A 23,396-nucleotide genomic window follows, 5' to 3' on the forward strand; every position below is an offset into this window, starting at 1 on the left:
GGCGTCAGCGCTCGTAGTTCTCCCGCACGAAGCGGTCGAACAGGCGCACGCCGAACCCGGACGCGCCTGCCGGCGTGACCGACACCTCGTTGCCGTCGCGCCAGGCCATGCCGGCGATGTCGAGATGCGCCCAGCTGCGGCCGGCGTCGATCCACTCGCCGATGAAATGCGCGGCCGTGCCGGAGCCCGGACGCCCGCCGCCGTTGCGCATGTCGGCGATCGGCGATTCGAGCATCTTGCCGTAGCCCGGATGCAGCGGCATGCGCCAGACCGGCTCGCCCGCGGCGTCGCCGGCACGCTGCAGCTGCGCGGCCAGGGCATCGTCGCGGGTGAACAGGCCGGCGTAGTCGTTGCCCAGCGCGGTGACGATGGCGCCGGTCAGCGTGGCGATGTCGACGATCACGCGCGGATTGTCCTGGCGCTGCACGTACCAGAGCGCGTCGACCAGCACCATGCGCCCCTCGGCGTCGGTGCTCATGATCTCGTAGGTCTTGCCGGCGGCCGTGCGGATCACGTCGCCCGGACGCACGGCGGTGCCCGACGGCATGTTCTCGGCCAGCGCGGCGACCGCGACCGCGTTGACACGGGCGCCGCGCCCGGCCAGCGCGAGCACCGCGCCGGTGGCACTGGCGGCGCCCGCCATGTCGTACTTCATGCGCCACATGTTCTCGCTGGGCTTGATCGAGATACCGCCCGAATCGAAAGTGATGCCCTTGCCGACGAACGCGATCGGCGCCTCGCCGCGGGGGCCGCCGTTGTAGCGCACCACCATCATCCTCGGCGGCCGCGCACTGCCCTGGCCCACGGCCAGGATGCTGCCCATGCCGAGGCGCTCCATGGCCGGCACATCGAGCACCTCGATGCTCACATTGGGCTTGCCGGCAAAGGCCGCACGCGTGCGCTCGACGAAGGTTTCGGGATAGATCGTATTCGCCGGCTCGGTGACCAGGTCCCGTGCGAAGGCCACGCCTTCGGCCACGGCCTTCAGATCGCGGTCCCACGTGCGGCTCGCGGCCGCACCGTCGGCGCTGCGCACGACCAGGCTGCCCTCGCCGGCCCGTGCCTCGTCCGCGCTGCGGGTGGTGCGATAGGTGTCGAAGCTGTACTGGCCGAGGGTCGCACCGAAGGCCAGACGGGCCGCAGCGTCGGCGTCGGCGCCGTCCCAGACCACGTCGATCTGCGGCGCCCGGCTGCGCGCCGCGAACCGGCCCACGTGGCCGCCGACGTCCTCGATACGTCGCGCATCGGGCGCGCCTTCACCGGTGCCGACGAGCAGCACGCGGTCGTAGCCGGCGATGCCGGGAAGATCGAGCTGGCTGTCGGCACGTCCGGTGAAGCCCGCGGCTGCCGTCGCCCGGGTCAATGCGCCGCCGCTGGCGGCATCGATCTGCGCGAAGCTGCCGTCACGGGCCGCGCCTTCGGCGACCTGCGGCACGGCGAGTACCAGGGTGCCGCGTTCGGGCACCTGCGCCGCGTCGAACCGGATGTCGCGTTGCGCAGCGGCCGGCAGGGCGAACGAGGCGATCAGGGTGGCGAGCAACAGGGGCTTGAGCGAGCGGGCGTGGCGCATGGGATCTCCGGACGATGGCAGGACGGCACCCGCGCAGGCGCGGGGCAACCATCGACCTTACCAAGCCGGCCACCGCCGCGGGCCGTGCCGATGGTCACAACGGCGCGCGACGAGGGCCCGTGCGCAGGTGGCTCAGCGCTATTTTTCCGTGCCGTCGGCGTTCACGTGGCGCTTGGCCCACATGTTGTCGACCAGATTCGGGTAGCGGCGCCCGGCGTCGTCGGCGCGCTCCCGGGCTGCCGCCTTCTGCGCATCGCTGAGGGAACTCCGCGCCGCGCGCGGCTTGGGATTCGGCCGGGTCCAAGGCTCCGACTTCGGCTTCGGGCGGGCCCGGGTAGGCGGCGGTGTGGTCATCGCAGAGCGCTCCGGCTTGGAATCGGCATTCGGCCGGCAATCGCGACGCTTCGCCGGGCGCGAACAGGCGCAAGCATCGGCCGGTCGCCGTCGTGGCACGGTGATCGCCTCGCCCCTTGTCCCCCGGGTCGCGTGGTCGGTCTCAGCGCGACAGCAGGTAACCCGGCACGGCCATCAGGCCGATCAGGAACACGATGGCGAGCACGATCATCACCACCCGCACCGGGTCGGCACGCACGATGTCGGCGAAGGTTTCGGCTGTCCCCTCGCGTTCGGCGCGTGCCCGTTCCGCGCGCGCCCGCGCCTGACGCTCGCGCTGGTAATCGGCCATCAGCCGTTTGGCCTCGGGCAGATCGTCATTGTTGCGCAGCCAGATGCCGCCCTGGGAAATGCCGAACGGACTCGGGCGCGTCTGGTACCACTCCAGCCCTGCCGCATCGAGAAACGCGCGCACGTCGGCCGCCTCGTCCTCGGGCACGTAGCGCAGGTTGAGCAGGAGTCTGGCCATGCCCGGGATGATACCGCGGCCCGTCGGCGGCCTCAGCGCTTGGTGGTCACCGCCCGGCGCAGATTGTGCCGGGCCTGGGCATCGAAACGCGCGTGAAAGGCGTCGTCGAGAAAGATGCGCTCGCGCGCGAGCAGCCCCTTGAGAAAACGTCGGCGGTTCAGCGCGAACATCCAGCGCGGCAGATGCCGGTATTCGGCCGCGATGCCGCGGTCGTAGGCGTCGAAGGTGGCGGCGTCGGCGCCGAGAACCGCCATGTCGCAATCGAGGAACCGGCGGGTGTCGTCGCCGATCGCATCGGCGGCGAAATCGCCGGCGACGTGCCGTCCGTGACGCGCGGTCATCTCGATCAGCGCGGTCACGCGCGCGGTATCGACGCCGGCGTCCGGCAGCCAGCGATCGATCGCCCGGGCCGCCATCGCCGCGGATTGCGCCTCGTTGTCGCCGCGCCGCACGTCGTAGATCGCATCGTGGTAGAGGATCGCCAGATAGACCTCCACCGGCTGCGCCCAGCCCGAGGTCTGCGCGACCTCGTGATACAGGCACAGCAGCGCGGCCACGTGAGCCAGCGAGTGATAGGCGCGGGGAGGCTCCGCGTACGCGGCCTCGAGCGCCGCGCGCATCGCGGGCGGCAGGGTGAGCGGCGCCGGCGTTTCGTCGAGCCCGCTCATCCCGCGCTCCAGGGCCGCACCACCAGCAACGCGCCCACGCAGACCAGGACCGCGCCGGCAAGCCGCGTCAGATCGACCGGACGCGATGCGGTGAGCACACCGAAGTGGTCGACGAGCAGCGAGCCCACGAGCTGTCCGAATACGATCAGGCAGATCAGCCCGGCGGCGCCCAGACGCGGCACCAGCAAGGTGCCGCAGAACACGAACAGCGCACCGATCACACCGCCAAGCCAGAGCCACGGCGGCAGGGCCGCGAGGTCGCGAACCCCCGGCCACGCGGTTCGCGATACCGCGAGCACCCCACCGAGCACCACGGTGCCGACCGCGAACGAGACGAACGATGCGAACAGCGCGCCCTGGGTGAGCGCACCGAGTCGCGCATTGATCAACGCCTGCAGCGGCAGCACCATGCCGACGAGCGCCGCCAGTGCGACGCTGCCCAGCAACCAGATCTTCATGGCCTCTCCTCGTGCGGCATGGCGCCAGTCTACGGGGACGACGGGCGCGGGCCGCTCACCTGCGCGGGTGTATCGCGCGGCAACGACAGCAGCGCCGCGAGGCTCAGTGCCGCCGCCCCCGCCAGATACAGCCCGACCGACGCCAAGCCGTGGCGCCCGGCCAGCCAGGTCGCGATGTAGGGCGCCAGGGACGCGCCGAAGATGCCGGCGAGATTGAAGGCCAGCGAGGCGCCGGTATAGCGCACCGCGGTCGGAAACTGCTCGGCGAGCAGCGTGCCCACCGGTCCGTAGCTCAGGCCCATCAGTGCCAGGCCGAGCATCAGGAAGGCCAGGACGCCCGCCGTATGGCCGGCGACGAACAGCGGCGCGAAGCCCAGTCCGAACAGCAGGATCAGGCCGCTCGCGACCAGCATCGCGCGGCGCCGGCCGACGCGATCGGCGTACAGCGCCGCGACCGGGATCGTCGCGGCGAAACACAGCACGCCGATGAGCTGCGGCACCAGGAACTGCTCGCGCGAGTAGCCGAGCCGCGACGTGCCCCAGCTCAGCGCGAACACCGTCATCAGATAGAACAGCACGAAGGTCGCGAGCGCCAGCAGCGTGCCGGCGACCACGCCGCGCCACTCGTGCACCAGCACCTCGCGGATCGGCAGACGCACGCGCGCCCGGCGATCGAGCACCGCCTGGAAATCCGGGGTCTCGTGGATCGTGAGCCGCACCCACAGCCCCACGAGCACCAGCGCAGCACTGGCGAGAAACGGAATGCGCCAGCCCCAGGCCAGGAACGCCGCGTCGTCCATCACCGTGGTCAGCAGCAGAAACGAGCCGGTGGCCAGGAAGAACCCGATGGGCGCGCCCAGCTGCGGAAACATGCCGTACCACGCGCGCTTGCCGGGCGGTGCGTTCTCGGTGGCCAGCAGCACCGCCCCGCCCCATTCGCCGCCCAGACCGAGCCCTTGGCCGAACCGGCACAGTGCCAGCAGCGCGGGGGCCGCGACGCCGATCTGGGCATGGGTCGGCAGCAGGCCGATCACCACCGTCGAGATACCCATCGTCAGCAGCGCCGCCACCAGCGTCGCCTTGCGGCCGATGCGGTCGCCGTAATGGCCGAACACCGCCGAGCCGATCGGACGGGCGACGAACGCCAGTGCGAATGTGGCCAGCGACTGCAGCATGGCCGATGCCGGATCCGCCGACGGGAAGAACAGCGCCGGAAACACCAGCACGGCCGCCGTGGCGTAGATGTAGAAATCGAAGAATTCGATCGTCGTGCCGATCAGGCTGGCGAACAGCACGCGCCGGCGGTCGCGTGACGGGGCGTTCGTGCGGGGGGCAGCAGCAGTCGCGGACATCGCGCGATTCTGCCATGCCCGGGCTTGCCTGCTGCCGGCGCACGGAGCCCGTCCTCCGCTGCCAGCCGTCGCGGCCGGGCAGCAAAAAGCCGACCGGAACACCGGTCGGCTCGGGATCACATCGGGCCCGGCGATGCCGGGCCGCGGTCGGCTTACTTGGCCGCCTTCATCGCGTGCTTGCGGGCGCGCATCACATCGTGGCACGAGCGCACTTCCGGCAGCAGGCGGACGACGACGTCACGCGCCGCCGGCGGCGTGTCGGCATCACGTGCGGCCTCGTCGAAGGCCTCGAGCAGGCGGTCCTCGGACTCTTCGAGCTCGGCGACGTAACCGTACTCGGTGTCGCCCAGCGCGGCGCGGATCTTGCCGTACATCTGCTGCATGCTGCCGACCATCGTGCCGGAATCCTCCGGCTTGCCGCCCGCGGCCTGCACCGCCGTGCTCAACTCGTTGACGATCTGGGCCTTGCTGGTCGCGATGCGGGCGAACAGTGTCTTCAGCTCGGCGTCGTCGACCTTCTGCGCGGCTTCCTCGTAGAACTCCTTGCCGTCACGGGCGATCGAAATCAGGTCGTTGAGGGTGTTCGCGGTCTTGTTGCTCATCTGTCGATGTCTCCCAGTGCGTGATCGAGAAGCGGCGCTGGCCGGCGTGTCGCCGTGGCCGCATCGTCCGTCGCGGAGGTGTCCGGCGCGGATCGATGGGACCTACGCTACCCACGCGCTTCGCAAGGAAGCGTGACGCGCAGGCGACGATGGCGTGAATCCGGACGCGCGTGCCGCGCACTTCGAACGCGCTTCCGCTGTCGCTCACGGCCGCGCGTACAGGCGCGTCGCAAGGCGACGCCCGCACGCCCACGCGGTGGCCGCTGCCACCGCGCGGTTGATCAGCGCGGCGAAGGCGTCGCCGATGCAGGCAACGCGTACTCGATCTCGTACGCCGGCGGCTCGCCGCCACGGCCGGTGAGGTAATGCTCCATCCACTGCATCAGCCGCAGCGAGTAGTCGTAGCGCGAGGCACCGCGGCTGTTGCCGTGACCTTCGCCCGGGTACAGCACCAGGCGCACCGGCGCCTGGCCCGCCAGCTGCAGGTAGCGGTAGAGCATGTAGGACTGCATCACCGGCACGCGCGGGTCCGCCTCGCCGTGCAGGATGAGCGTGGGCGTGCGCGACTTCTGCGCGTGCGTGATCGGACTGGTCTGCCGGAACATCTCCGGGTTGTCCCAGGGCCAGCTGCGCATGTGCACGAGGTACTGCTCGCGCGGGATGTCGCCGGTGGTGACCAGGCTCGCCTGGTCGGAGATGCCGACGAACATCACCGAGGCCGCGAAGCGCTCGCTGTAGTAGGTGGCGCCCCAGGCGCTGGCGTAGCCGCCGTAGGAACCGCCGGTGATGCCGACGCGGTCGCGATCGATCAGGCCGGTTTCGATCAGATGATCGACGCCGTCGACCAGATCGTCGAACTCCTCCATGCCGGGCCGGCCGTGGCCGAGCTTGGAGAAGGCCACCCCGCGGCCGGTGCTCGAGCGGTAATTCGGAAAGAACGACGCGAAGCCACGCGCCGCCGCGACCTGCGCGGGCTGCGAATAGGAATTGAGCCAGGCGTTCGAGTAATGCGCTTCCGGCCCGCCGTGCACCACCAGGATCAGCGGGACGCGCGCATTGCCGCGGCGCTCGAGCGGATGCACCAGCAGGCCTTCGAGTTCGAGGCCGTCACGCGCGGTGTAGCGCACGATCTCCTGACGCGCCAGCCGGACGTCCTTGAGCCACGGATTGCTGTCGGTCAGGCGACGCGCCTCGCTGGCGCCCGGGGTGTACAGGAACACTTCGGACGGATGCGCCGGCGTGCTGCCGACCAGCGCGGCCGCGCCCCCCGACGCGACGCTCAGCCCCATGTGCACCGGACCGTCCGCCGCGAGCAGCGTGCGCTGCCCGGCGCCGTCGACGCCGATCTCGGCGAGCCGGCTGTGCACGCCTTCCTGGCTCAGGAACACCAGCGTCGATGCATCGCGCCAGGCGACGTTCCACACATGGCCCTCGAGACCGGGCAGAAGATCGCGCTGCGCGCCACCGTCGCGGCCGACGACCGTCAAGCGGCCTTCGCGCGGGTCGTTCTCGTCGGCCGCCGACACGATCGCCAGATGCGCACCGTCCGGACTCCAGGCGATTTCGCCGAGCTTGCCCGGATTGTCGACCCGGCCGATCTCGCGTCCCTGCACCGACAGCATGCGCACGCGCGCGTCCACCATCGTGTCGTCGGTCAGCTGCCGCGGCGTGACGACGATCGCGAGCCGGTCGCCGGCAGGGCTCCAGCGCACCGCCTGCACACTGCCCTCGACCTCGATGCGGCGCGGCGCGCCCGTGCCGCCGACCTCCGCGATCCACAGCTCGACCGGCCGCCAGTCCTCCTCGTAGACCTTCTGGCTGAACCCCTTGTCGCGCAGCGCCTTGCGCGCGTCGCTCTCGCGTTGCACCGCCAGCAGGGCGACCTGGCGGCCGTCCGGCGACAGGTCGAACGCATTGATGTCGGCGCGCAGCTGCGCCGCCACCGTCGATTCGCCGCCCTGCAGCGGAATGGTGTAGAGCCGCCGCGTCTCGTCGCCCTCGCGCTTGGCCAGGTAGGCGATCGCGCGACCATCGGGCAACCAGCGCGGCGAAGCGACGTCGACCTTGCCGGCGATGAAGGCGCGCGTCGTGCCGGCGCGGTCGACGACATGCAGTTCGCTGCGCGCCGGGCCGTCCGGATCCACGCCCAGCGTGCGCGGAACCGACAGCAGATAGGCGATGCTGCCGCCATCGGGGCTGATCTGGGCCTGGGTGACCGCGCGGGTCTGGGCCACCTGTTCGAGGGTCATGCCACCCGTCGTGGCCGATGCGCCCGTCGCCAGCAGCAGCGCGCAGGCGAGTCCCAAGATCCAACGTGCCATTCGGACATCCCCGTGAAGTCGCAGAGTGGTCCGCGACTTTGACGGGGTTCGGCCGGCGGCGCAATGCGTGGGAACCCCGCCATTGTCCCGGCGAACGCATCGACGCGGGCCGATGGAACCCGGCTTACGCCTGCACGCGAAGCCCGTACCGCTGCCGGAAGGCCTTCGAGCCAGAAGACATCGGATTCCCGCGTTCAGGAGGCCGACGCGCAACCACGGGGCTGCCCACCCTGCTCAGAGCCCGGTGAGCGCGCGGTGCCGCACGATGCGCGCGGCGATCCGCGGCAGCACGTCGGTCAGGCGCGTCCGCGCGGCCTCCGGCACGCGCGCGACCAGCGCCTCGGCCTCCAGCGCAGGGAGCGCCCCCCGCCACGCGAACGCGACGCGGTTACTCATTTTCGGCTCGTCGACCACCAGCACCTGCGCTTCGCCGAACGCCTGCCGCAGCTTCTCGACGTGGTGTTCGGGGTTGCGCACGTACAGGTTGCAGGCCATCACGCCGTCGGCGGCCAGCGCGTCGCGGCAATCATCGTAGAACGCCTGGGTGGCCAGCACCGCGGGGATGCCGTGTTCGTCGTAGCCGTCGACCAGCAGCACGTCGAACGCGCCGGTGCGGGCTGCGACGAAACGGGCGCCGTCGTCGACGACGACCGCCAGCCGCGCGTCATCGTCGGGGATGCCGAAATCCCGCCGCAGCGCGACCACGTGCGGGTTGTTCTCCACGACCTCGATGCGGGTGCCGGGCAGATGCGCATGCGCAAACTTCACCTGCGAGCCGCCGCCGAGACCGACCATGCCGAGCACGCGCGGCGCGGGCTGCCACAGCAGCGCGGCGAACATCGTGCGGGTGTAGTCGATGAGCAGGCGCGCCGGATCGCCGGCGACCATCCGGCTCTGGGTCTGCGCGCGGACGAACTGCAGCGAGACGAATCCGTCGTGATGGCGCACGTAGGGACGGCGCAGGCCGTCGGGACCGCGGCCGCGCAGGCGGTCGAACCAGCGCGCGACCAGGCCGCGCCGGGAGGACGGTTCGCGTTCCTTCATCATGCCAGTCAGCGGTTCGACCAGCCGTGGGGCACGTGGCCGGCGGCGACGTGCGGGCGCGCGGACTCGATGTTGTGCTGCGAATCGTCGAAGAAGATGTCCGCGCCGAACGCATCGAGGAAGGGCCCCTTCGGACGCCCGCCCAGGAACAGGGCCTCGTCCAGGCGCACGCCCCAGGCGCGCAGCGTGCGGATCACGCGCTCGTGCGCCGGCGCCGAGCGCGCGGTGACCAGCGCGGTGCGGATCGGCGCGTCCTTGCCCGGCGGATAGGCGGCCTGCAGGTCGTGCAGCGCGGCGAGAAACCCGCGGAACGGGCCGCCGGTCATCTCCTCGCGCGCACGCTCGCGTTCGTGCTTGTGGAACGCGTCGAGCCCGCCTTCCTGCGACAGGCGCTCCCCCTCGTCGCCGAAGATCACCGCATCACCGTCGAAGGCGATGCGCAGCTGGTCGTTGCGGTGTGCGGGCGCACGTGCCGGGATGATGGTCGCCGCGGCGACGCCGTTCTCGAGCGCGCGTCGTACCGATTCGGGATTGGCCGACAGGAAGAGCTGGGTGCCGAACGGCTTGATGTAGGGCCAGGTCGGCTCGCCCGAGGTGAAGGTCGCGCGGCTGATCCCGAGGTCGTAATGCTGGATCGAGTTGAAGATGCGCAGGCCCGTGTCGGCGGAGTTGCGCGACAGCAGGATCACCTCGACCCGCGGCGCGTCGGCCGGCGCATCCACGTTCAGGGCCAGCAGCTTGCGCACCAGTGGAAATGCGATGCCCGGTTCGAGCACGTCGTCCTCGTGCGCTCGCTGGTGTTCGGCGTAGGCGTCGATGCCTTCGGCTTCGAACAGCGCGTGGCTGTCCTCCAGATCGAACAGGGCGCGCGTGGTGATCGCGATCGTCAGGGTGGGCACGGACAGGTCGGGCATGGGCATCGCAGCAGGACGGAGACACGTCGCCGGGATTATGCGTGATCCCGGCACGCCGGCCCCTGACCATCGGCACTGGGCCATCGCGGCGCGCCGGCGCAGCGTGGATCATGATCCGCGCCACGAGGAACCCGCCATGGCTCCGACCCGCCTGTATGCCCTCGCCCTGCTCGCCCTGCTCGCCGCGCCGCTGCACGCAGGCGCGGCACCGCCGGACGACGACGCCTACGCCGAGGCCCGCAGCATCGTGAGCGGACTGCAGCGCATCGTTGCGCCCACCGGCGTGCAGGAGACGCACACGGTGAGCATCGGGGGGATCGACCAGGTGATCAGCGTGCGCGGCATGGACCGCGCCAATCCGATCCTGCTGTATCTGCACGGCGGGCCGGCGGCGCCGATGATGCCGGCGTCGTGGACGTTCCAGAAACCCTGGGAAGACTATTTCACCGTCGTGCAGTGGGATCAGCGCGCCGCGGGCCGGACGTTCCGCGCCAATGATCCGGCGGTCGTCACGCCGACGATCACGATCGACCGTTACGTGGCCGACGCCGTCGAATTGATCGACTGGCTGCGCACCCGCTACGACAAGCGCAAGGTGATCCTGGTCGGGCACAGCTGGGGCACCGTGATCGGGCTGCGCGTGCTGGCCGAAGCCCCGGAACGGCTGCACGCCTATGTCGGCATCGGCCAGATCATCCATCCCTGGACCGACGAACCCATCGGCCATGCGTATGCGCTCGCAGCGGCCCGCGCCGAGGGCAACGCGGCCGCGGTGCATGAACTCGAAGCGCTCGCGCCCTACCCCGGCGACGATCTGCGCAACGGACGCATCGACGCGCAGCGCAAGTGGGTGATCCGGTACGGCGGCCACAGCGCCTATCGCGACAACTCCGATCACTACTTCCGGTCGCAGCGCCTGTCGCCGGACTACAGCGCCGAAGACCGGCGGGCGATCGCGGCCGGCAGCGCGCTCACCCTGGACCGCATCCTCGGGGAATGGCGAAGCGTCGACTTCCGCGGCGTGCGCCGCGTGCGGGCGCCGGTGGTGATGCTGATGGGCCAGCACGACTTCACCACCCCCTCGCAGCCGGTCGCCGACTGGCTGGATGCGGTGGACGCGCCGTTCAAGCACGGTGTCCGGTTGCCGCACTCCGCACACTTCGCGCCGATCGAGCAGCCGGGACGCACGCTAGTGGCCCTTCTCCGGCACGTGCGGCCGCTTGCCGTCGCCGCAGGCGATGGCGCGGCGCTGGAGGACTGACGCCGCTCAGACCACGAACTGCTCGCTGAGGATGCGTTCCTCGAGATTGTGTTCGGGATCGAACAGCAGGGTGACGGTGTGGGCTCGTGATTCGTGGATGGTCACTTCCACTACGTCACGCACCTCGTGCGAGTCGGCGGTGACGCTGACCGGCCGCTTGTAGGGATCGAGCACGCGGAAACGCACTTCGGTCTCCGCACGCAGGATCGCGCCGCGCCAGCGCCGCGGCCGGAACGGCGCGATCGGCGTCAGCGCCACCACGCCCGCCCCCAGCGGCAGGATGGGGCCGTGCGCCGAGAAGTTGTAGGCGGTGCTGCCGGCAGCCGTGGACAGGATGACGCCGTCCGCGACGAGTTCTTCCAGCCGCGTGACGCCGTTGAGATCGATGCGCAGATGCGCGGCCTGGCGTGTCTGACGCAGCAGCGAGACCTCGTTGTACGCGAGCGACGTCACCCGGGTTCCGGCTTCGGTTTCGGCCGTCATTTCCAGCGGTCGCAGCACGGCCGGCTCGGCGCGTGCGATGCGCGCCAACAGCGCGTCGGGGCGATGCTGGTTCATCAGGAAGCCGACCGTGCCGAGCTTCATACCGTAGACCGGCTTGCCCAGATGTCCGTGGCGATGCAGCGTCTGCAGCATGAAGCCGTCACCGCCCAGGGCCACGAGCACATCCGCCTCCGCCGGTTCGCACTGGCCGTGTGAACCGGTCAGCGCAAACAGGGCGCGCTGGGCCTCGTCGGACTGGCTGGCGACGAAGGCGATGCGGGGCGAAGCGGTCATCGGCGGACCCGGTGATGGACGACGGGCCGCAGCTTAGCGCAGCGTTGATGGCCGGCTCGCGACCACGGCGACGACGGGCGCACCGCGGCCAGGACGTGCCACGGCCGGCGGCAGGCCCGGGCGCCGCCGATGACGGCGCCCGGACACCTCAGCTGCGCTGGACCAGCTGCGACACACGCTGCACCGCGACCGACGCCGTCGGATAGTCGAGCGCCTTCTGCGCGGACAGCTCGGCCAGCATCGCCAGCGTGAAGCGCAGCGCCGAATCGTCGCGCGCGAGCCACGCCGCGACCTTGTCCTCCGGCGTCGCGCCCGGCATCGCCAGCACCTGGGACACCAGTGCGCGGTGCTGTTCGCCCAGTTCCTCGCGCAGCACGCCGCGTGCCACCGCATGCCAGCGGCCGTCGACTTCCAGCGCGTCGATCTGGCTGGTCAGCCACGGCAGGTTCAAGGCCTCGCCCAGGCGGAAGTGCAGACGCGCCACGTCGACCGGCTTCTGCCGGCGCTCGCTCGCGACCTCGATGATGTCGCAGGCCGCTTCCAGATACGGCAGCGCCGCCAGCTGCTCGGCCAGATCCGCCGGCACGCCCTTGTCGATCCAGGCCTGCAGGCTGGCGTCGTGCTCGGCACGCTGGCCGTCGGCGATGATCTGCCGGCCGTTGCGGATCGCATGGAAGCCGTCGTGATAACGCTCGACCGCGGTGGTGATGTCCGGAATCGCACCCGGCCGGGCCAGCAGCCAGCGGGTGAAGGCGCGCTGCAGGTTCCAGATCACCTGCAGGGCATCGACCTGCACGGATTCGGGCACCGTGCCGTCGAGTGCATCGATGCGGTTCCACAGGGCCCGCGCGTCGATCGTCTCGCGGGTGATGGTGAACGCCTTGGCCACCTCGCCCGGCGTACGTCCGCTGTCCTCCTGCATGCGCATCAGGAAGGTCGCGCCCATGCGGTTGATCATCTGGTTGGTCACCGCGGTGGCGATGATCTCGCGCTTCAGGCGGTGGTCTTCCATCACGGCCGCATACTTCTTCTGCAGCGGCTGCGGGAAGTAGCGCTGCAGCTCGCGCGACAGGTACGGATCCTCGGGGATGTCGGACGCCAGCATCTGGTCGAACGCGACGAGCTTGCTGTAGGACAGCAGCACCGACAGCTCGGGACGGGTCAGGCCCAGGCCCTTGGCCTTGCGCTCGGAAATCTCGGCATCCGACGGCAGGAACTCGATCTGGCGGTCGAGCAGGCCCTGCGCTTCCAGCGTGCGGATGAAGTGCCGCTTCGAGCCCAGGCGCGAGACGCTCATGCGCTCCATCAGGCTCAATGCCTGGTTCTGCCGGTAGTTGTCCCACAGCACCAGTTCGGCGACCTCGTCGGTCATCGACGCCAGCAGCTTGTTGCGCGCGGGCACCGTGAGCTTCTTCGACTGCACCACGGCGTTGAGCAGGATCTTGATGTTGACCTCGTGGTCCGAGGTGTCCACACCGGCCGAGTTGTCGATGAAATCGGTGTTGAGCAGCACGCCGTGCTGGGCGGCTTCGATGCGGCCGAGCTGGGTGAGACCCAGGTTGCCGCCCTCGCCGACGACCTTGCAGCGCAGGTCACGGCCATCGACGCGCAGCGGGTTGTTGGCGCGGTCGCCGACGTCGGCATGGGTTTCACTCGATGCCTTGACGTAGGTGCCGATGCCGCCGTTCCACAGCAGGTCGACCGGCGCTCGCAGGATGGCCGACATCAGTTCGTTCGGACTGATGGACGTCGCATCGCCTTCGATACCCAGCGCCTGACGCGCTTCGGGCGAGAGCGGAATCGACTTCGCGCTGCGCGGCCACACGCCACCGCCCTTGGCGATCAGCGCGCGGTCGTAGTCCTCCCAGCTCGAACGCGGCAGCGCGAACATGCGCTTGCGCTCGGCGAACGAGCGCGCGGCATCGGGATCCGGATCGATGAAGATGTGCCGGTGGTCGAACGCGGCGACCAGGCGGATGTGCTCGCTGAGCAGCATGCCGTTGCCGAACACGTCGCCGGACATGTCACCCACACCCACGCAGGTGAAGTCCTCGGTCTGCGAGTTGCGGCCCATCGCGCGGAAATGGCGCTTCACCGACTCCCATGCACCGCGCGCGGTGATGCCCATGCCCTTGTGGTCGTAGCCGACCGAGCCGCCGGAGGCGAAGGCGTCATCGAGCCAGAAGCCGTGCTCGCGGGCGATGCCGTTGGCGGTGTCGGAGAACGTGGCCGTGCCCTTGTCGGCCGCCACCACGAGGTAGGGGTCGTTGTCGTCGTGCCGCACCACGTCGCGCGGCGGCACGATTTCGCCGTCGACGATGTTGTCGGTGATCTCGAGCAGCCCGTTGATGAAGAGCGTGTAGCAGGCCACGCCCTCGGCGAACTGGGCATCACGGTCACCGCCGACCGGAGGACGCTTGACGATGAAGCCGCCCTTCGAACCCACCGGCACGATGACGGTGTTCTTGACCATCTGCGCCTTGACCAGGCCGAGCACCTCGGTGCGGAAATCCTCGCGACGGTCCGACCAGCGCAGGCCGCCGCGCGCGACCGGTCCGAAGCGCAGGTGCACGCCTTCCACGCGCGGGCCGTAGACGAAGATCTCGCGGTAGGGGCGCGGCTTGGGCAGATCGGGGACGCGCGCCGAATCGAATTTGAAGCTGATCGTCTCCAGCAGGCCGCCGGTCCTGGCGCGCTGGTAGTAGCTGGTGCGCAGCGTCGCGTCGATGACGCCGAGATAGCTGCGCAGGATGCGGTCCTCGTCGAGGCTGGACACACGGTCGAGCAGGCCCTTGAGCGCGCTCCGCGCGGCCTCGTACCGCGTGGCGCGCTCGGCGCCGCGGGCATCGAGCAGCGGCTGCAGCGCGGTGCGCGTCGCCTCGTCACCGGCCGACAGGGCCTGCAGCTGGGCGGCGAACGTGTGCGCACCGTCCTCGATCTGCGCGCGGCTCGCATGGCCGATCGATGGATCGAAACGGGCTTCGAACACCTCCACCAGCAGGCGCGCGAGCAGCGGATAGCGGCCGAATGTGTCTTCCACGTAGGCCTGGGAGAACGGCACGCCCACCTGCAGCAGATACTTGCAGTAGCCACGCAGCATCGCGACCTGACGCCAGTCGAGATCGGCGCCGAGGATCAGGCGGTTGAAGCCGTCGTTCTCCGCATCGCCCTTCCAGACGCGCGCGAAGGCTTCGGTGAATGCCGCCGCCCGGGCCTCGACATCGATCTCGCCGGCCAGCGCTTCGACGTAGAAGTCCTGGATGAACAGTGCGGTGCCGTCGACCTCGATGCGGGTGGGATGCTCGGCGATGACGCGCAGGCCGAGGTTCTCCATCACCGGCAGCACGTCCGACAGCGGAATATGGGTTTCGCGGCGGTAGAGCTTCAGATGCAGCACGTCGCCGCTGCCCACCGGCGAGGGCTGGACGTAGAAGCTGAGCTGCAACGCGTCGGTGGATTCGAGCGCGGCCAGCTTCTCGACGTCCGTCGCGGCCGCCTGCGGCGAGGCCACTTCGATGTACGTCGGCGACAGCGCGCGCCCGATCCGGCCCGACAGGCGCAGCCCTTCGGCCTCGCCGTGACGGGCGACCAGCTCGTCGCGCAGATTGTCCTGCCAGTTGCGCACGATCGCCTGCAGCGCCTGCTCCAGCGCGCCGGCGTCGATGTCGACCTGCGCATCGGCGCGCGGCCGCACGATCAGATGCAGTTGGGCCAGCGGCGACTCGCCGAGCACCACGCTGGCGTCGACGTGGTCGGCCTCCATCACTTCGCGCAACAGCTGCTCGATGCGGCGGCGCACGTCGGTGTTGAAGCGGTCGCGCGGGATGTAGACCAGGACCGAGTAGAAGCGGCCGTAGCGGTCCTTGCGCAGGAACAGCCGGCTGCGCACGCGCTCCTGCAGACCGAGAATGCCGGTGCCGAGGCGGAACAGTTCGTCGGCCGTCGACTGGAACAGCTCGTCGCGCGGCAGGGTTTCGAGCAGATGGCGCAGTGCCTTGCCGCTGTGACCGGTGGGCTTGAGGCCCGATTCGCTCATCACGTGCTCGAAGCGCTCGCGCACCAGCGGGATGTCCCACGGACGACGGGTATAGGCGCTCGACGTATACAGACCGAGGAAGCGCTGTTCGCCGATCACGTTGCCCTTGGCGTCGTAGCGCAGGATGCCGATGTAGTCCATGTAGCCGGGGCGATGCACGGTGGAGCGCGCACTGGTCTTGGTGAGGATCAGTGCGTCCACTTCACCTGCGCGGCGCAGTGCATCGGCGCCCAGCTCGCTCAAGGGGCGCGACTTCACCGCGGCCGGCGTGCGCAGCAGACCGAGTCCGCTGTCGCCCACCGCCTCCAGCACGTCGTCGCCACCCTTGCGACGCACCTGGTACTCGCGATAGCCGAAGAAGGTGAAGTGGTCGCTCGCCGCCCAGCGCAGGAATTCCTGCGCCTCGCGCCGGCTCGCGTCGCCCACCGGCATCGGCCGGCTGTCCAGGTCCGCCGCGATCTGCTGCATGCGCTCGCGCATCGGGGCCCAGTCGGCCACGATCGCGCGCACCTCGTCGAGCACCTTGCGCACGGCCGCTTCGATCCGCTTGTTGTCCTCGGGCGTCTGGCGGTCGATCTCCAGATGCATCACCGATTCCGTCTCGCCCTCGCCGACACCGGTGAGGCGTCCGCTGCGGTCACGCGCGATCTGCACCACCGGATGGCCGAGCACGTGCACGCCGATGCCCTGCTCGGCCAGCGCCATCGTCACCGAGTCGACGAGGAACGGCATGTCGTCGTTGACGACCTGCAGCACCGTGTGTGGCGATTCCCAGCCGTGCGTCTTGAGCACCGGATTGAACAGGCGCACGTTCGCCGTGCCCGGCTTGCGCTTGGCCGCGAATTCGAACAGGTCGGCGGCGAGCGCGGCCCAGCCGTCCGCGGTGTGCAGCGGAATCTCCTCCTCGGTCATGCGCCGGTAGAAGGCTTCGGCGAAAGCGCTCGCATCCCGGTGCGCGGCCTTGCCCGCGCGGCGGCGCACGGCGTCGAAGATCGGGGCGAGCAGGCCCGATGCCGCGCGCGGCGGCGCGGCCGGCGCCTTGCGGGCCGCGGCCGGGGCTTTGGCCGGCGCCTTCGCAGGCGCCTTCGCCGATGTCTTGGCCGCGGCCTTGGACGCGGGATTCGTGGCGGATTTCGTACCGGTCTTGCGGGATGTGCTCATGACGACAGAGGGTCCGATGCAATGAGGCCCGCGTTTTCACGCGGGCCGACAGGAAACAACAATGGGTGTGCGCCGCCATCGGCGGCGTGGTCCGGCACCCTCGACGCGGCCGCGCATCCGCGCAGGCTGCGCGGATGCGGGACACGCTGGACGGGGCGCGGCGCCGGGATCACGGTCAGGCTCAGCGCAGGCCGGTCTCGTTGCGGGCGATGACCAGGCGCTGGATCTCGCTGGTGCCTTCGTAGATCTCGGTGATCTTGGCGTCGCGGAAATAGCGCTCGATCGGCATCTCCTTCGAATAGCCCATGCCGCCGTGGATCTGCAGCGCCTGGTGGGTGATCCACATGGCGGCCTCGGACGCAGTGAGCTTGGCGATCGCCGCCTCGTTGCTGAAGCGCTTGCCCTCGCCCTTGAGCCAGGCCGCGCGCAGCGTCAGCAGCAGGGCCGCATCGAGCCTGCACTTCATGTCGGCGATCTTGGCCTGGGTCATCTGGAAGGCGCCGATCGGCTGACCGAAGGCCTTGCGCTCCTTGACGTACGCGATCGTCGCCTCGTAGGCCGCGCGGGCGATGCCGATGGCCTGCGAGGCGATGCCGATGCGGCCGGCGTCGAGCACGCCCATCGCGATCTTGAAGCCCTGGCCTTCCTCGCCCAGCACGTCCTCGGCGCGGGCGACATAGTCCTGGAACTCGATCTCGCAGGTCGCCGAGGCGCGGATGCCCAGCTTGGGTTCGGTCTTGCCGCGGTGGAAGCCGTCGCGCGTGCCGTCGACGAGGAACGCGGTGATGCCGCGCGCGCCCTTGTCCGGATCGGTCATCGCGAACAGCACGAAATACTTGGCCACCGGGCCGGAGGTGATCCAGCTCTTCTTGCCGTTGATGACGTAGCTGCCGTCGGCCTGCTTGACCGCGCGGCACTTCATCGCCGTGGCATCGGAGCCGGACTGCGGCTCGGTCAGCGCGAAGGCGCCGATCTCGCGGCCTTCGGCGATCGCGCGCACGTAGGTCTGCTTCTGCTCCTCGGTCCCGTGGGTCAGGATGCCGTTGCAGAACAGCGAGTTGTTGACCGACATGATGGTCGAATGCGCGGCGTCGGCCGCAGCCACCTCGATCATCGCCAGCACGTAGGAAATCGGATCCATGCCCGCACCGCCGTAGGCGTCAGACACCTCGATGCCCATCAGGCCGTTCTCGCCCAGAACGCGCATGTTCTCGACCGGAAACTCGCCGGTGCGGTCGTGATGCTCCGCGCTCGGGGCGATCTTCTCCTGCGCAATCCGCCGCGCAATGTCCTGGATCATCAACTGCTCTTCGCTGAAACCGAACTCCACGGCGCCGCCACTCCTGTCCTAGACAATCCGGCAATTGTAGCGACGAACGCGTATCCGCATCTGCATCGTCGATGGCGCGATGCAGCATAAATCGGCCTTGAACCGCGTCGTCCGCCCTCTTGAGGCCGACAGGGATCCGTGCTGCCCCGTCCGTCTCGCCTTGACCGTTCACTCCCCTGCGCGGACAATCATCTCTGTATCGCGATACGGAGATATGCATGGACCTCGAAGCCTGGTCGGCCCGCCTGAAGACGCTCGCCGATCCGACCCGCGTGCGTCTGCTCGCACTGCTGGAGATCGAGGAACTCACGGTCGCCGAGCTCTCGTCCATTACCCGCCTCGCGCAGCCCCGCGTCTCCACGCATCTCGCGCGCCTGAAGGACGCGAATCTGGTGCGCGACCGGCGCGCCGGGGTGTCGGCGTATTACCGCTTCGACGACGCCGCGCTCGATCCCGCGCAGCGTGCGCTGTGGCAGGCCCTGAGCACCGGCAGCGACGATCCCCTGCTGCGCCAGGATGCCGAGCGCGTGCCCGGCGTGCTGGCGATGCGCGCGGCCGATCAGAACTGGGCCGACACCGTCGCCGGCGACATGGAGCGGCACTACTCGCCCGGCCGCACCTGGGAGGCGCTGGCGCGCTCGGCGCTGCCCCTGCTGGAGACCGGCGACGTGCTCGACATCGCGTCCGGCGACGGCGTGCTGGCCGAACTGCTCGCGCCGCATGCACACCGCTACATCTGCCTCGACGCCAGCCGACGCGTGGTCGCCGCCTCGACCGAGCGGCTCAAGCGCTTCGCCAACGTGGACGTGCGCGAGGGCGACATGCACGCCCTGCCCTTCGAGGACGCCAGCTTCGATCTGGTGGTGCTGATGCACGCGCTCACCTACGCCAGCAAACCCGCGCAGGCCGTCACCGAAGCCGCCCGCGTGCTGCGGCCCGGAGGCCGTCTCCTGCTGTCGAGCCTCGACCGCCACGGGCACGAAGCCGTTGTCCAGGCCTACGGTCACGCGAACCTCGGCTTCGCCGACAAGGAACTGCGCCGGTTCGTCACCAAGGCGGGACTGGAGATCCACAGCGCCGAGACCGTCACGCGCGAGAAACGGCCGCCGCACTTTCAGGTGATCTCGATCATCGCGCGGAAGCCGGAATGAGCTGGCTGCATCCCGACCGTGTCGCGGCGCTGGACGCCGCACTCGCGCGCCGCATCCTCGTGCTCGACGGCGCGATGGGCACGATGATCCAGCGGCACGAACTCACCGAAGCCGACTACCGCGGCGACCGGTTCGCCGAGGGCTACGACGCCCTCCATGCGGCGGACGGCCACGCGCACGGCGCCGGCTGCGGCTGCGAGGGCCACGACCAGCGCGGCAACAACGACCTGCTCACCCTCACCCGGCCCGACATCATCCAGGGCATCCACGCCGACTATCTCGCCGCCGGCGCGGACATCATCGAGACCAACACCTTCAACTCGACGGCCGTGTCGCTGGCCGACTACCACCTGCAGCACCTCGTCCACGAACTCAACCGCGAGGGCGCGGCGCTGGCACGTGCCGCCTGCGACGCCGCGCAGGCGCAGACGCCGGACCAGCCGCGTTTCGTCGCGGGCATCCTCGGCCCGACCAGCCGCACCGCGTCGATCAGTCCCGACGTCAACGACCCCGGCTATCGCGCGGTGACCTTCGACGAACTCGTCGCGATCTACCGCGACGCCGCGCACGGGCTCATCGACGGCGGCGCCGACATCCTGATGGTCGAGACCGTGTTCGACACGCTCAACGCCAAGGCGGCGCTGTACGCGATCGAGACCGTGTTCGACGCGCGCGGCGGCCGGCTGCCGGTGATGATTTCCGGCACGATCACCGACGCCTCCGGCCGCACGCTGTCGGGCCAGACCGCCGAGGCGTTCTGGTATTCGCTGCAGCATGCGAGGCCGCACGCCGTGGGCCTGAACTGCGCGCTCGGCGCGAAGGAGCTGCGGCCCCACGTCGAAACCCTGTCCCAGGTGGCGTCGACCTGTGTGTCCTGCCACCCCAATGCGGGCCTGCCGAACGCGTTCGGCGGCTACGACGAGACCCCCGAGGACATGGCCGAGGTGCTGCACGAGTTCGCCACTGCCGGCCTGCTCAATATCGTCGGCGGCTGTTGCGGCACGTCGCCCGCGCACATCCGCGCGATCGCCGAGGCGGTGCGCGGCGTCGCGCCGCGCGTGCCGGCCTCGCAGGCCGTGGAGCAGGCCGCATGAGCGCCCCGCGCCACATGCGTCTCTCCGGCCTGGAGCCGCTGGTCGTTACGCCGGAACTGCTCTTCATCAATGTCGGCGAGCGCACCAACGTCACCGGCTCGGCGGCGTTCCGCAAGCTGATCAAGGAGAACCGCTATCCGGAGGCGGTGGAGGTCGCCCGCCAGCAGGTCGAGGGCGGCGCGCAGATCCTCGACGTCAACATGGACGAAGGCATGCTCGATTCCGAGCAGGCCATGACCACCTTTCTCAACCTGATCGCCGCCGAGCCCGACATCGCGCGCATCCCGGTGATGGTCGATTCCTCGAAGTGGAGCGTCATCGAGGCCGGGCTCAAGTGCCTGCAGGGCAAGGGCGTGGTCAATTCGATCTCGCTCAAGGAGGGCGAGGCCGCGTTCCTCGAACAGGCACGCAAGGTGCTGCGCTACGGGGCCGCGGTCGTGGTCATGGCCTTCGACGAGGTCGGCCAGGCGGACACCAAGGACCGCAAGGTCGAGATCTGCACGCGCGCCTACCGGCTGCTGACCGAAGTCGTCGGGTTCCCGCCCGAGGACATCATCTTCGATCCCAACATCTTCGCCATCGCCACCGGCATTCCCGAGCACGACAACTACGCGGTCGATTTCATCGAGGCCACACGCGAGATCCGCGCGACGCTGCCGCATTGCCACGTTTCGGGCGGCGTGTCCAACGTCTCGTTCTCGTTCCGTGGCAACGAGGTCGTGCGCCAGGCGATCCATGCGGTGTTCCTGTTCCACGCGATCCGCGCCGGCATGGACTTCGGCATCGTCAACGCCGGCGCGATGCCGATCGTCGACGATCTCGACCCCGAGCTGCGCGAGTGTGTCGAGGACGTGGTGCTCAACCGCCGCAGCGATGCCACCGAACGCCTGCTCGATCTGGCCGAACGCTACAAGGGCAGGAAGGGCGCGGCCCGCGTCGAGAACACCGCCTGGCGCGATGCGCCGGTGCAGCAGCGGCTCACCCATGCGCTGGTGCACGGCATCGACCAGTACGTGGTCGAGGACACCGAGGAGGCACGGCAGGCGTTCGCCCGGCCACTGGAGGTCATCGAGGGCCCGCTGATGGCCGGAATGAACGTCGTCGGCGACCTCTTCGGCGCGGGCAAGATGTTCCTGCCGCAGGTGGTCAAGTCGGCGCGCGTGATGAAGAAGGCCGTCGCCTATCTGCTGCCCTACATCGAGGCCGAGAAACTGCGCACCGGCGACGTCGGCAGGAACAACGGCCGCGTGCTGATGGCGACGGTCAAGGGCGACGTCCACGACATCGGCAAGAACATCGTCGGCGTTGTGCTGGCCTGCAACAACTTCGAGGTCGTCGACCTCGGCGTCATGGTCCCCACCCAGACCATCCTCGACAAGGCGCGCGAGGTGCAGGCGGATGTGATCGGACTGTCGGGCCTGATCACACCGTCGCTCGAGGAGATGAGCCACGTCGCACGCGAGATGAAGCGCCAGGGCTTCGAGACGCCGTTGCTGATCGGCGGCGCGACGACTTCGCGCGCGCACACCGCGTTGAAGATCGCGCCGCATTACCCCTCGCCCACGGTCTGGGTGAAGGATGCCTCGCGCGCGGTCGGCGTGGTGCAATCGCTGGTCAGCCCGGAGCTGCGCGGCGCCTTCGTCGCCGCCAACGACGCCGACTACGCCGAGATCCGCGCGCGCCATGCCAACCGCGGTGATGCCAAACGCCTGGTGTCGCTGGCCAAGGCACGTGCGCAGCGCTTCGACGGCGGCTGGGACGATTACGTACCGCCGACGCCGCGGGCGCCGGGTGTGCACGTCTTCGAGGACTGGCCACTCGACGATCTCGTCGACGTCATCGACTGGACGCCGTTCTTCAATGCCTGGGAGCTGTTCGGTCGCTACCCGGCGATCCTCAGCGACGAGATCGTCGGCGCGCAGGCCAGCGATCTGTTCCGCGATGCGCGGGCGATGCTGGGCACGATCATCGAAGAGAAGTGGCTGACCGCAAAGGCCGTGTTCGGGCTGTGGCCGGCGAACAGCGTCGGGGACGATGTGGAGGTGCAGCTGGCGGATCACCGTGATCCGGAATCGGTGAAGGGTCATGCGAACGCGCCGCGGTCCGCGGCTCACAGCGAATCCCCATCCCCCAATCCCCGGTCCCGAACCGCCACCCTGCACTTCCTGCGCCAGCAGGTCGACAAGCCGATCGAACGCCCGGACTTCTGCCTGGCCGATTTCATCGCGCCGAAGGACAGCGGGGTCGAGGACTGGATCGGCGCGTTCGCGGTCACCGCCGGCATCGGCATCGAACCGCACGTGGCGCGCTTCGAGGCGGCCCACGACGACTACAACGCCATCCTGCTCAAGGCGCTGGCCGACCGCCTGGCCGAAGCCCTGGCCGAGCGCCTGCACCAGCGCGTGCGCCTCGAGTACTGGGGGTATGCGGCCGACGAGGCGCTCGACAACGACGCGCTGATCGCCGAGCGCTACCGCGGCATCCGCCCCGCGCCCGGCTACCCCGCGTGTCCGGAACACAGCGAAAAGGCCACCCTGTTCGAGCTGCTGGACGCGCCCGGCAACGCCGGCATGTCGCTGACCGAGAGCTTCGCCATGCTGCCCACCGCGGCGGTGTCGGGCTATTACTTCAGCCATCCGAAGAGCCAGTACTTCGTCGTCGGACGGGTCTCCAAGGAACAGGCGCAGGACTACGCGAAACGCAAGAACGTGCCGCTGCCCCAGGTCGAGCGCTGGCTCGCGTCGAATCTGGATTACGACCCCGAGTAGCGCGCGACCGGCACACGCACCGGGCCG

Annotated in this window: 17 protein-coding genes; 4 read left to right on the forward strand and 13 right to left on the reverse strand. The window is 69.6% G+C overall.

What is annotated here, in order from left to right; all coding sequences use genetic code 11:
- Positions 1 to 4: 4 nt before the first annotated feature.
- The 10 genes from PQS31_RS00775 to PQS31_RS00820 form a co-directional block, all read right to left on the reverse strand.
- Complete coding sequence (locus PQS31_RS00775; RefSeq protein WP_272760774.1) at positions 5 to 1,570, reverse strand: leucyl aminopeptidase; 1,566 nt, start codon at positions 1,568 to 1,570, stop codon at positions 5 to 7.
- Positions 1,571 to 1,708: 138 nt separating this feature from the next.
- Positions 1,709 to 1,924: a hypothetical protein gene (locus PQS31_RS00780; RefSeq protein WP_272760775.1), complete on the reverse strand. Its 216-nt coding sequence runs from the start codon at positions 1,922 to 1,924 to the stop codon at positions 1,709 to 1,711.
- A 142-nt stretch (positions 1,925 to 2,066) separates the two neighbouring features.
- A complete protein-coding gene (locus PQS31_RS00785; RefSeq protein WP_272760776.1) occupies positions 2,067 to 2,432 on the reverse strand; it encodes a DUF6164 family protein in 366 nt (121 codons plus the stop codon).
- A gap of 32 nt (positions 2,433 to 2,464) precedes the next feature.
- Positions 2,465 to 3,100, reverse strand: coding sequence for a hypothetical protein (locus PQS31_RS00790; RefSeq protein ID WP_272760777.1), 636 nt, complete (start codon positions 3,098 to 3,100; stop codon positions 2,465 to 2,467).
- Positions 3,097 to 3,558, reverse strand: coding sequence for a DMT family transporter (locus tag PQS31_RS00795; RefSeq protein WP_272760778.1), 462 nt, complete (start codon positions 3,556 to 3,558; stop codon positions 3,097 to 3,099). Before PQS31_RS00795 ends, PQS31_RS00790 begins: the two co-directional genes overlap by 4 nt.
- A gap of 29 nt (positions 3,559 to 3,587) precedes the next feature.
- Positions 3,588 to 4,910: an MFS transporter gene (locus tag PQS31_RS00800; RefSeq protein ID WP_272760779.1), complete on the reverse strand. Its 1,323-nt coding sequence runs from the start codon at positions 4,908 to 4,910 to the stop codon at positions 3,588 to 3,590.
- Positions 4,911 to 5,062: 152 nt separating this feature from the next.
- Positions 5,063 to 5,512, reverse strand: coding sequence for a PA2169 family four-helix-bundle protein (locus PQS31_RS00805; RefSeq protein WP_272760780.1), 450 nt, complete (start codon positions 5,510 to 5,512; stop codon positions 5,063 to 5,065).
- A 281-nt stretch (positions 5,513 to 5,793) separates the two neighbouring features.
- Complete coding sequence (locus PQS31_RS00810; RefSeq protein WP_272760781.1) at positions 5,794 to 7,833, reverse strand: S9 family peptidase; 2,040 nt, start codon at positions 7,831 to 7,833, stop codon at positions 5,794 to 5,796.
- Between the two features lie 234 nt (positions 7,834 to 8,067).
- Positions 8,068 to 8,877 (reverse strand): fused MFS/spermidine synthase, encoded by an 810-nt coding sequence (locus PQS31_RS00815; RefSeq protein WP_272760782.1) that lies wholly within the window; start codon positions 8,875 to 8,877, stop codon positions 8,068 to 8,070.
- Positions 8,878 to 8,885: 8 nt separating this feature from the next.
- Positions 8,886 to 9,791, reverse strand: a complete 906-nt coding sequence (locus PQS31_RS00820; protein ID WP_272760783.1) for a 5'-nucleotidase — start codon at positions 9,789 to 9,791, stop codon at positions 8,886 to 8,888.
- Positions 9,792 to 9,927: 136 nt separating this feature from the next.
- Here PQS31_RS00820 and PQS31_RS00825 point away from each other — a divergent pair, with 136 nt between their 5' ends.
- A complete protein-coding gene (locus tag PQS31_RS00825) occupies positions 9,928 to 11,052 on the forward strand; it encodes an alpha/beta hydrolase (protein ID WP_272760784.1) in 1,125 nt (374 codons plus the stop codon).
- A gap of 6 nt (positions 11,053 to 11,058) precedes the next feature.
- On the opposite strand, the gene PQS31_RS00830 is transcribed toward PQS31_RS00825, so the two are convergent.
- The 3 genes from PQS31_RS00830 to PQS31_RS00840 all read right to left on the reverse strand — a co-directional run bounded on the left by PQS31_RS00830 (position 11,059) and on the right by PQS31_RS00840 (position 18,356).
- Positions 11,059 to 11,829 (reverse strand): NAD kinase, encoded by a 771-nt coding sequence (locus tag PQS31_RS00830; protein WP_272760785.1) that lies wholly within the window; start codon positions 11,827 to 11,829, stop codon positions 11,059 to 11,061.
- A gap of 148 nt (positions 11,830 to 11,977) precedes the next feature.
- Positions 11,978 to 17,026 carry an NAD-glutamate dehydrogenase domain-containing protein gene (locus PQS31_RS00835; protein ID WP_272760786.1) on the reverse strand — a complete coding sequence of 1,683 codons (5,049 nt, stop codon included), beginning with the start codon at positions 17,024 to 17,026 and terminating at the stop codon, positions 11,978 to 11,980.
- A 181-nt stretch (positions 17,027 to 17,207) separates the two neighbouring features.
- The gene (locus PQS31_RS00840; RefSeq protein WP_272760787.1) at positions 17,208 to 18,356 is read right to left on the reverse strand and encodes an acyl-CoA dehydrogenase family protein; all 1,149 of its coding nucleotides are present in this window, start codon (positions 18,354 to 18,356) and stop codon (positions 17,208 to 17,210) included.
- Between the two features lie 218 nt (positions 18,357 to 18,574).
- On the opposite strand from PQS31_RS00840, the gene PQS31_RS00845 reads away from it, so the two are divergent.
- Genes PQS31_RS00845 through metH form a run of 3 tightly spaced genes read left to right on the forward strand, consistent with a single transcriptional unit; the run spans position 18,575 to position 23,369 of the window.
- Positions 18,575 to 19,507, forward strand: coding sequence for a metalloregulator ArsR/SmtB family transcription factor (locus tag PQS31_RS00845; RefSeq protein WP_272760788.1), 933 nt, complete (start codon positions 18,575 to 18,577; stop codon positions 19,505 to 19,507).
- Positions 19,504 to 20,601, forward strand: coding sequence for a homocysteine S-methyltransferase family protein (locus PQS31_RS00850; protein ID WP_272760789.1), 1,098 nt, complete (start codon positions 19,504 to 19,506; stop codon positions 20,599 to 20,601). Before PQS31_RS00845 ends, PQS31_RS00850 begins: the two co-directional genes overlap by 4 nt.
- A complete protein-coding gene (gene metH / locus PQS31_RS00855) occupies positions 20,598 to 23,369 on the forward strand; it encodes a methionine synthase (protein WP_272760790.1) in 2,772 nt (923 codons plus the stop codon). Before PQS31_RS00850 ends, metH begins: the two co-directional genes overlap by 4 nt.
- Positions 23,370 to 23,396 lie beyond the last annotated feature (27 nt).

The organism is Luteimonas sp. BLCC-B24, assembly GCF_028550595.1.
Lineage (GTDB): Bacteria > Pseudomonadota > Gammaproteobacteria > Xanthomonadales > Xanthomonadaceae > Luteimonas.

Excerpts from the sequence above, each read along its gene's own strand:
- PQS31_RS00775 (WP_272760774.1), bottom strand. The coding sequence starts at position 1,570 with ATGCGCCACGCCCGCTCGCTCAAGCCCCTGTTGCTCGCCACCCTGATC.
- PQS31_RS00780 (WP_272760775.1), bottom strand. The coding sequence starts at position 1,924 with ATGACCACACCGCCGCCTACCCGGGCCCGCCCGAAGCCGAAGTCGGAG.
- PQS31_RS00785 (WP_272760776.1), bottom strand. The coding sequence starts at position 2,432 with ATGGCCAGACTCCTGCTCAACCTGCGCTACGTGCCCGAGGACGAGGCG.
- PQS31_RS00790 (WP_272760777.1), bottom strand. The coding sequence starts at position 3,100 with ATGAGCGGGCTCGACGAAACGCCGGCGCCGCTCACCCTGCCGCCCGCG.
- PQS31_RS00795 (WP_272760778.1), bottom strand. The coding sequence starts at position 3,558 with ATGAAGATCTGGTTGCTGGGCAGCGTCGCACTGGCGGCGCTCGTCGGC.
- PQS31_RS00800 (WP_272760779.1), bottom strand. The coding sequence starts at position 4,910 with ATGTCCGCGACTGCTGCTGCCCCCCGCACGAACGCCCCGTCACGCGAC.
- PQS31_RS00805 (WP_272760780.1), bottom strand. The coding sequence starts at position 5,512 with ATGAGCAACAAGACCGCGAACACCCTCAACGACCTGATTTCGATCGCC.
- PQS31_RS00810 (WP_272760781.1), bottom strand. The coding sequence starts at position 7,833 with ATGGCACGTTGGATCTTGGGACTCGCCTGCGCGCTGCTGCTGGCGACG.
- PQS31_RS00815 (WP_272760782.1), bottom strand. The coding sequence starts at position 8,877 with ATGAAGGAACGCGAACCGTCCTCCCGGCGCGGCCTGGTCGCGCGCTGG.
- PQS31_RS00820 (WP_272760783.1), bottom strand. The coding sequence starts at position 9,791 with ATGCCCGACCTGTCCGTGCCCACCCTGACGATCGCGATCACCACGCGC.
- PQS31_RS00825 (WP_272760784.1), top strand. The coding sequence starts at position 9,928 with ATGGCTCCGACCCGCCTGTATGCCCTCGCCCTGCTCGCCCTGCTCGCC.
- PQS31_RS00830 (WP_272760785.1), bottom strand. The coding sequence starts at position 11,829 with ATGACCGCTTCGCCCCGCATCGCCTTCGTCGCCAGCCAGTCCGACGAG.
- PQS31_RS00835 (WP_272760786.1), bottom strand. The coding sequence starts at position 17,026 with ATGAGCACATCCCGCAAGACCGGTACGAAATCCGCCACGAATCCCGCG.
- PQS31_RS00845 (WP_272760788.1), top strand. The coding sequence starts at position 18,575 with ATGGACCTCGAAGCCTGGTCGGCCCGCCTGAAGACGCTCGCCGATCCG.
- PQS31_RS00850 (WP_272760789.1), top strand. The coding sequence starts at position 19,504 with ATGAGCTGGCTGCATCCCGACCGTGTCGCGGCGCTGGACGCCGCACTC.
- metH (WP_272760790.1), top strand. The coding sequence starts at position 20,598 with ATGAGCGCCCCGCGCCACATGCGTCTCTCCGGCCTGGAGCCGCTGGTC.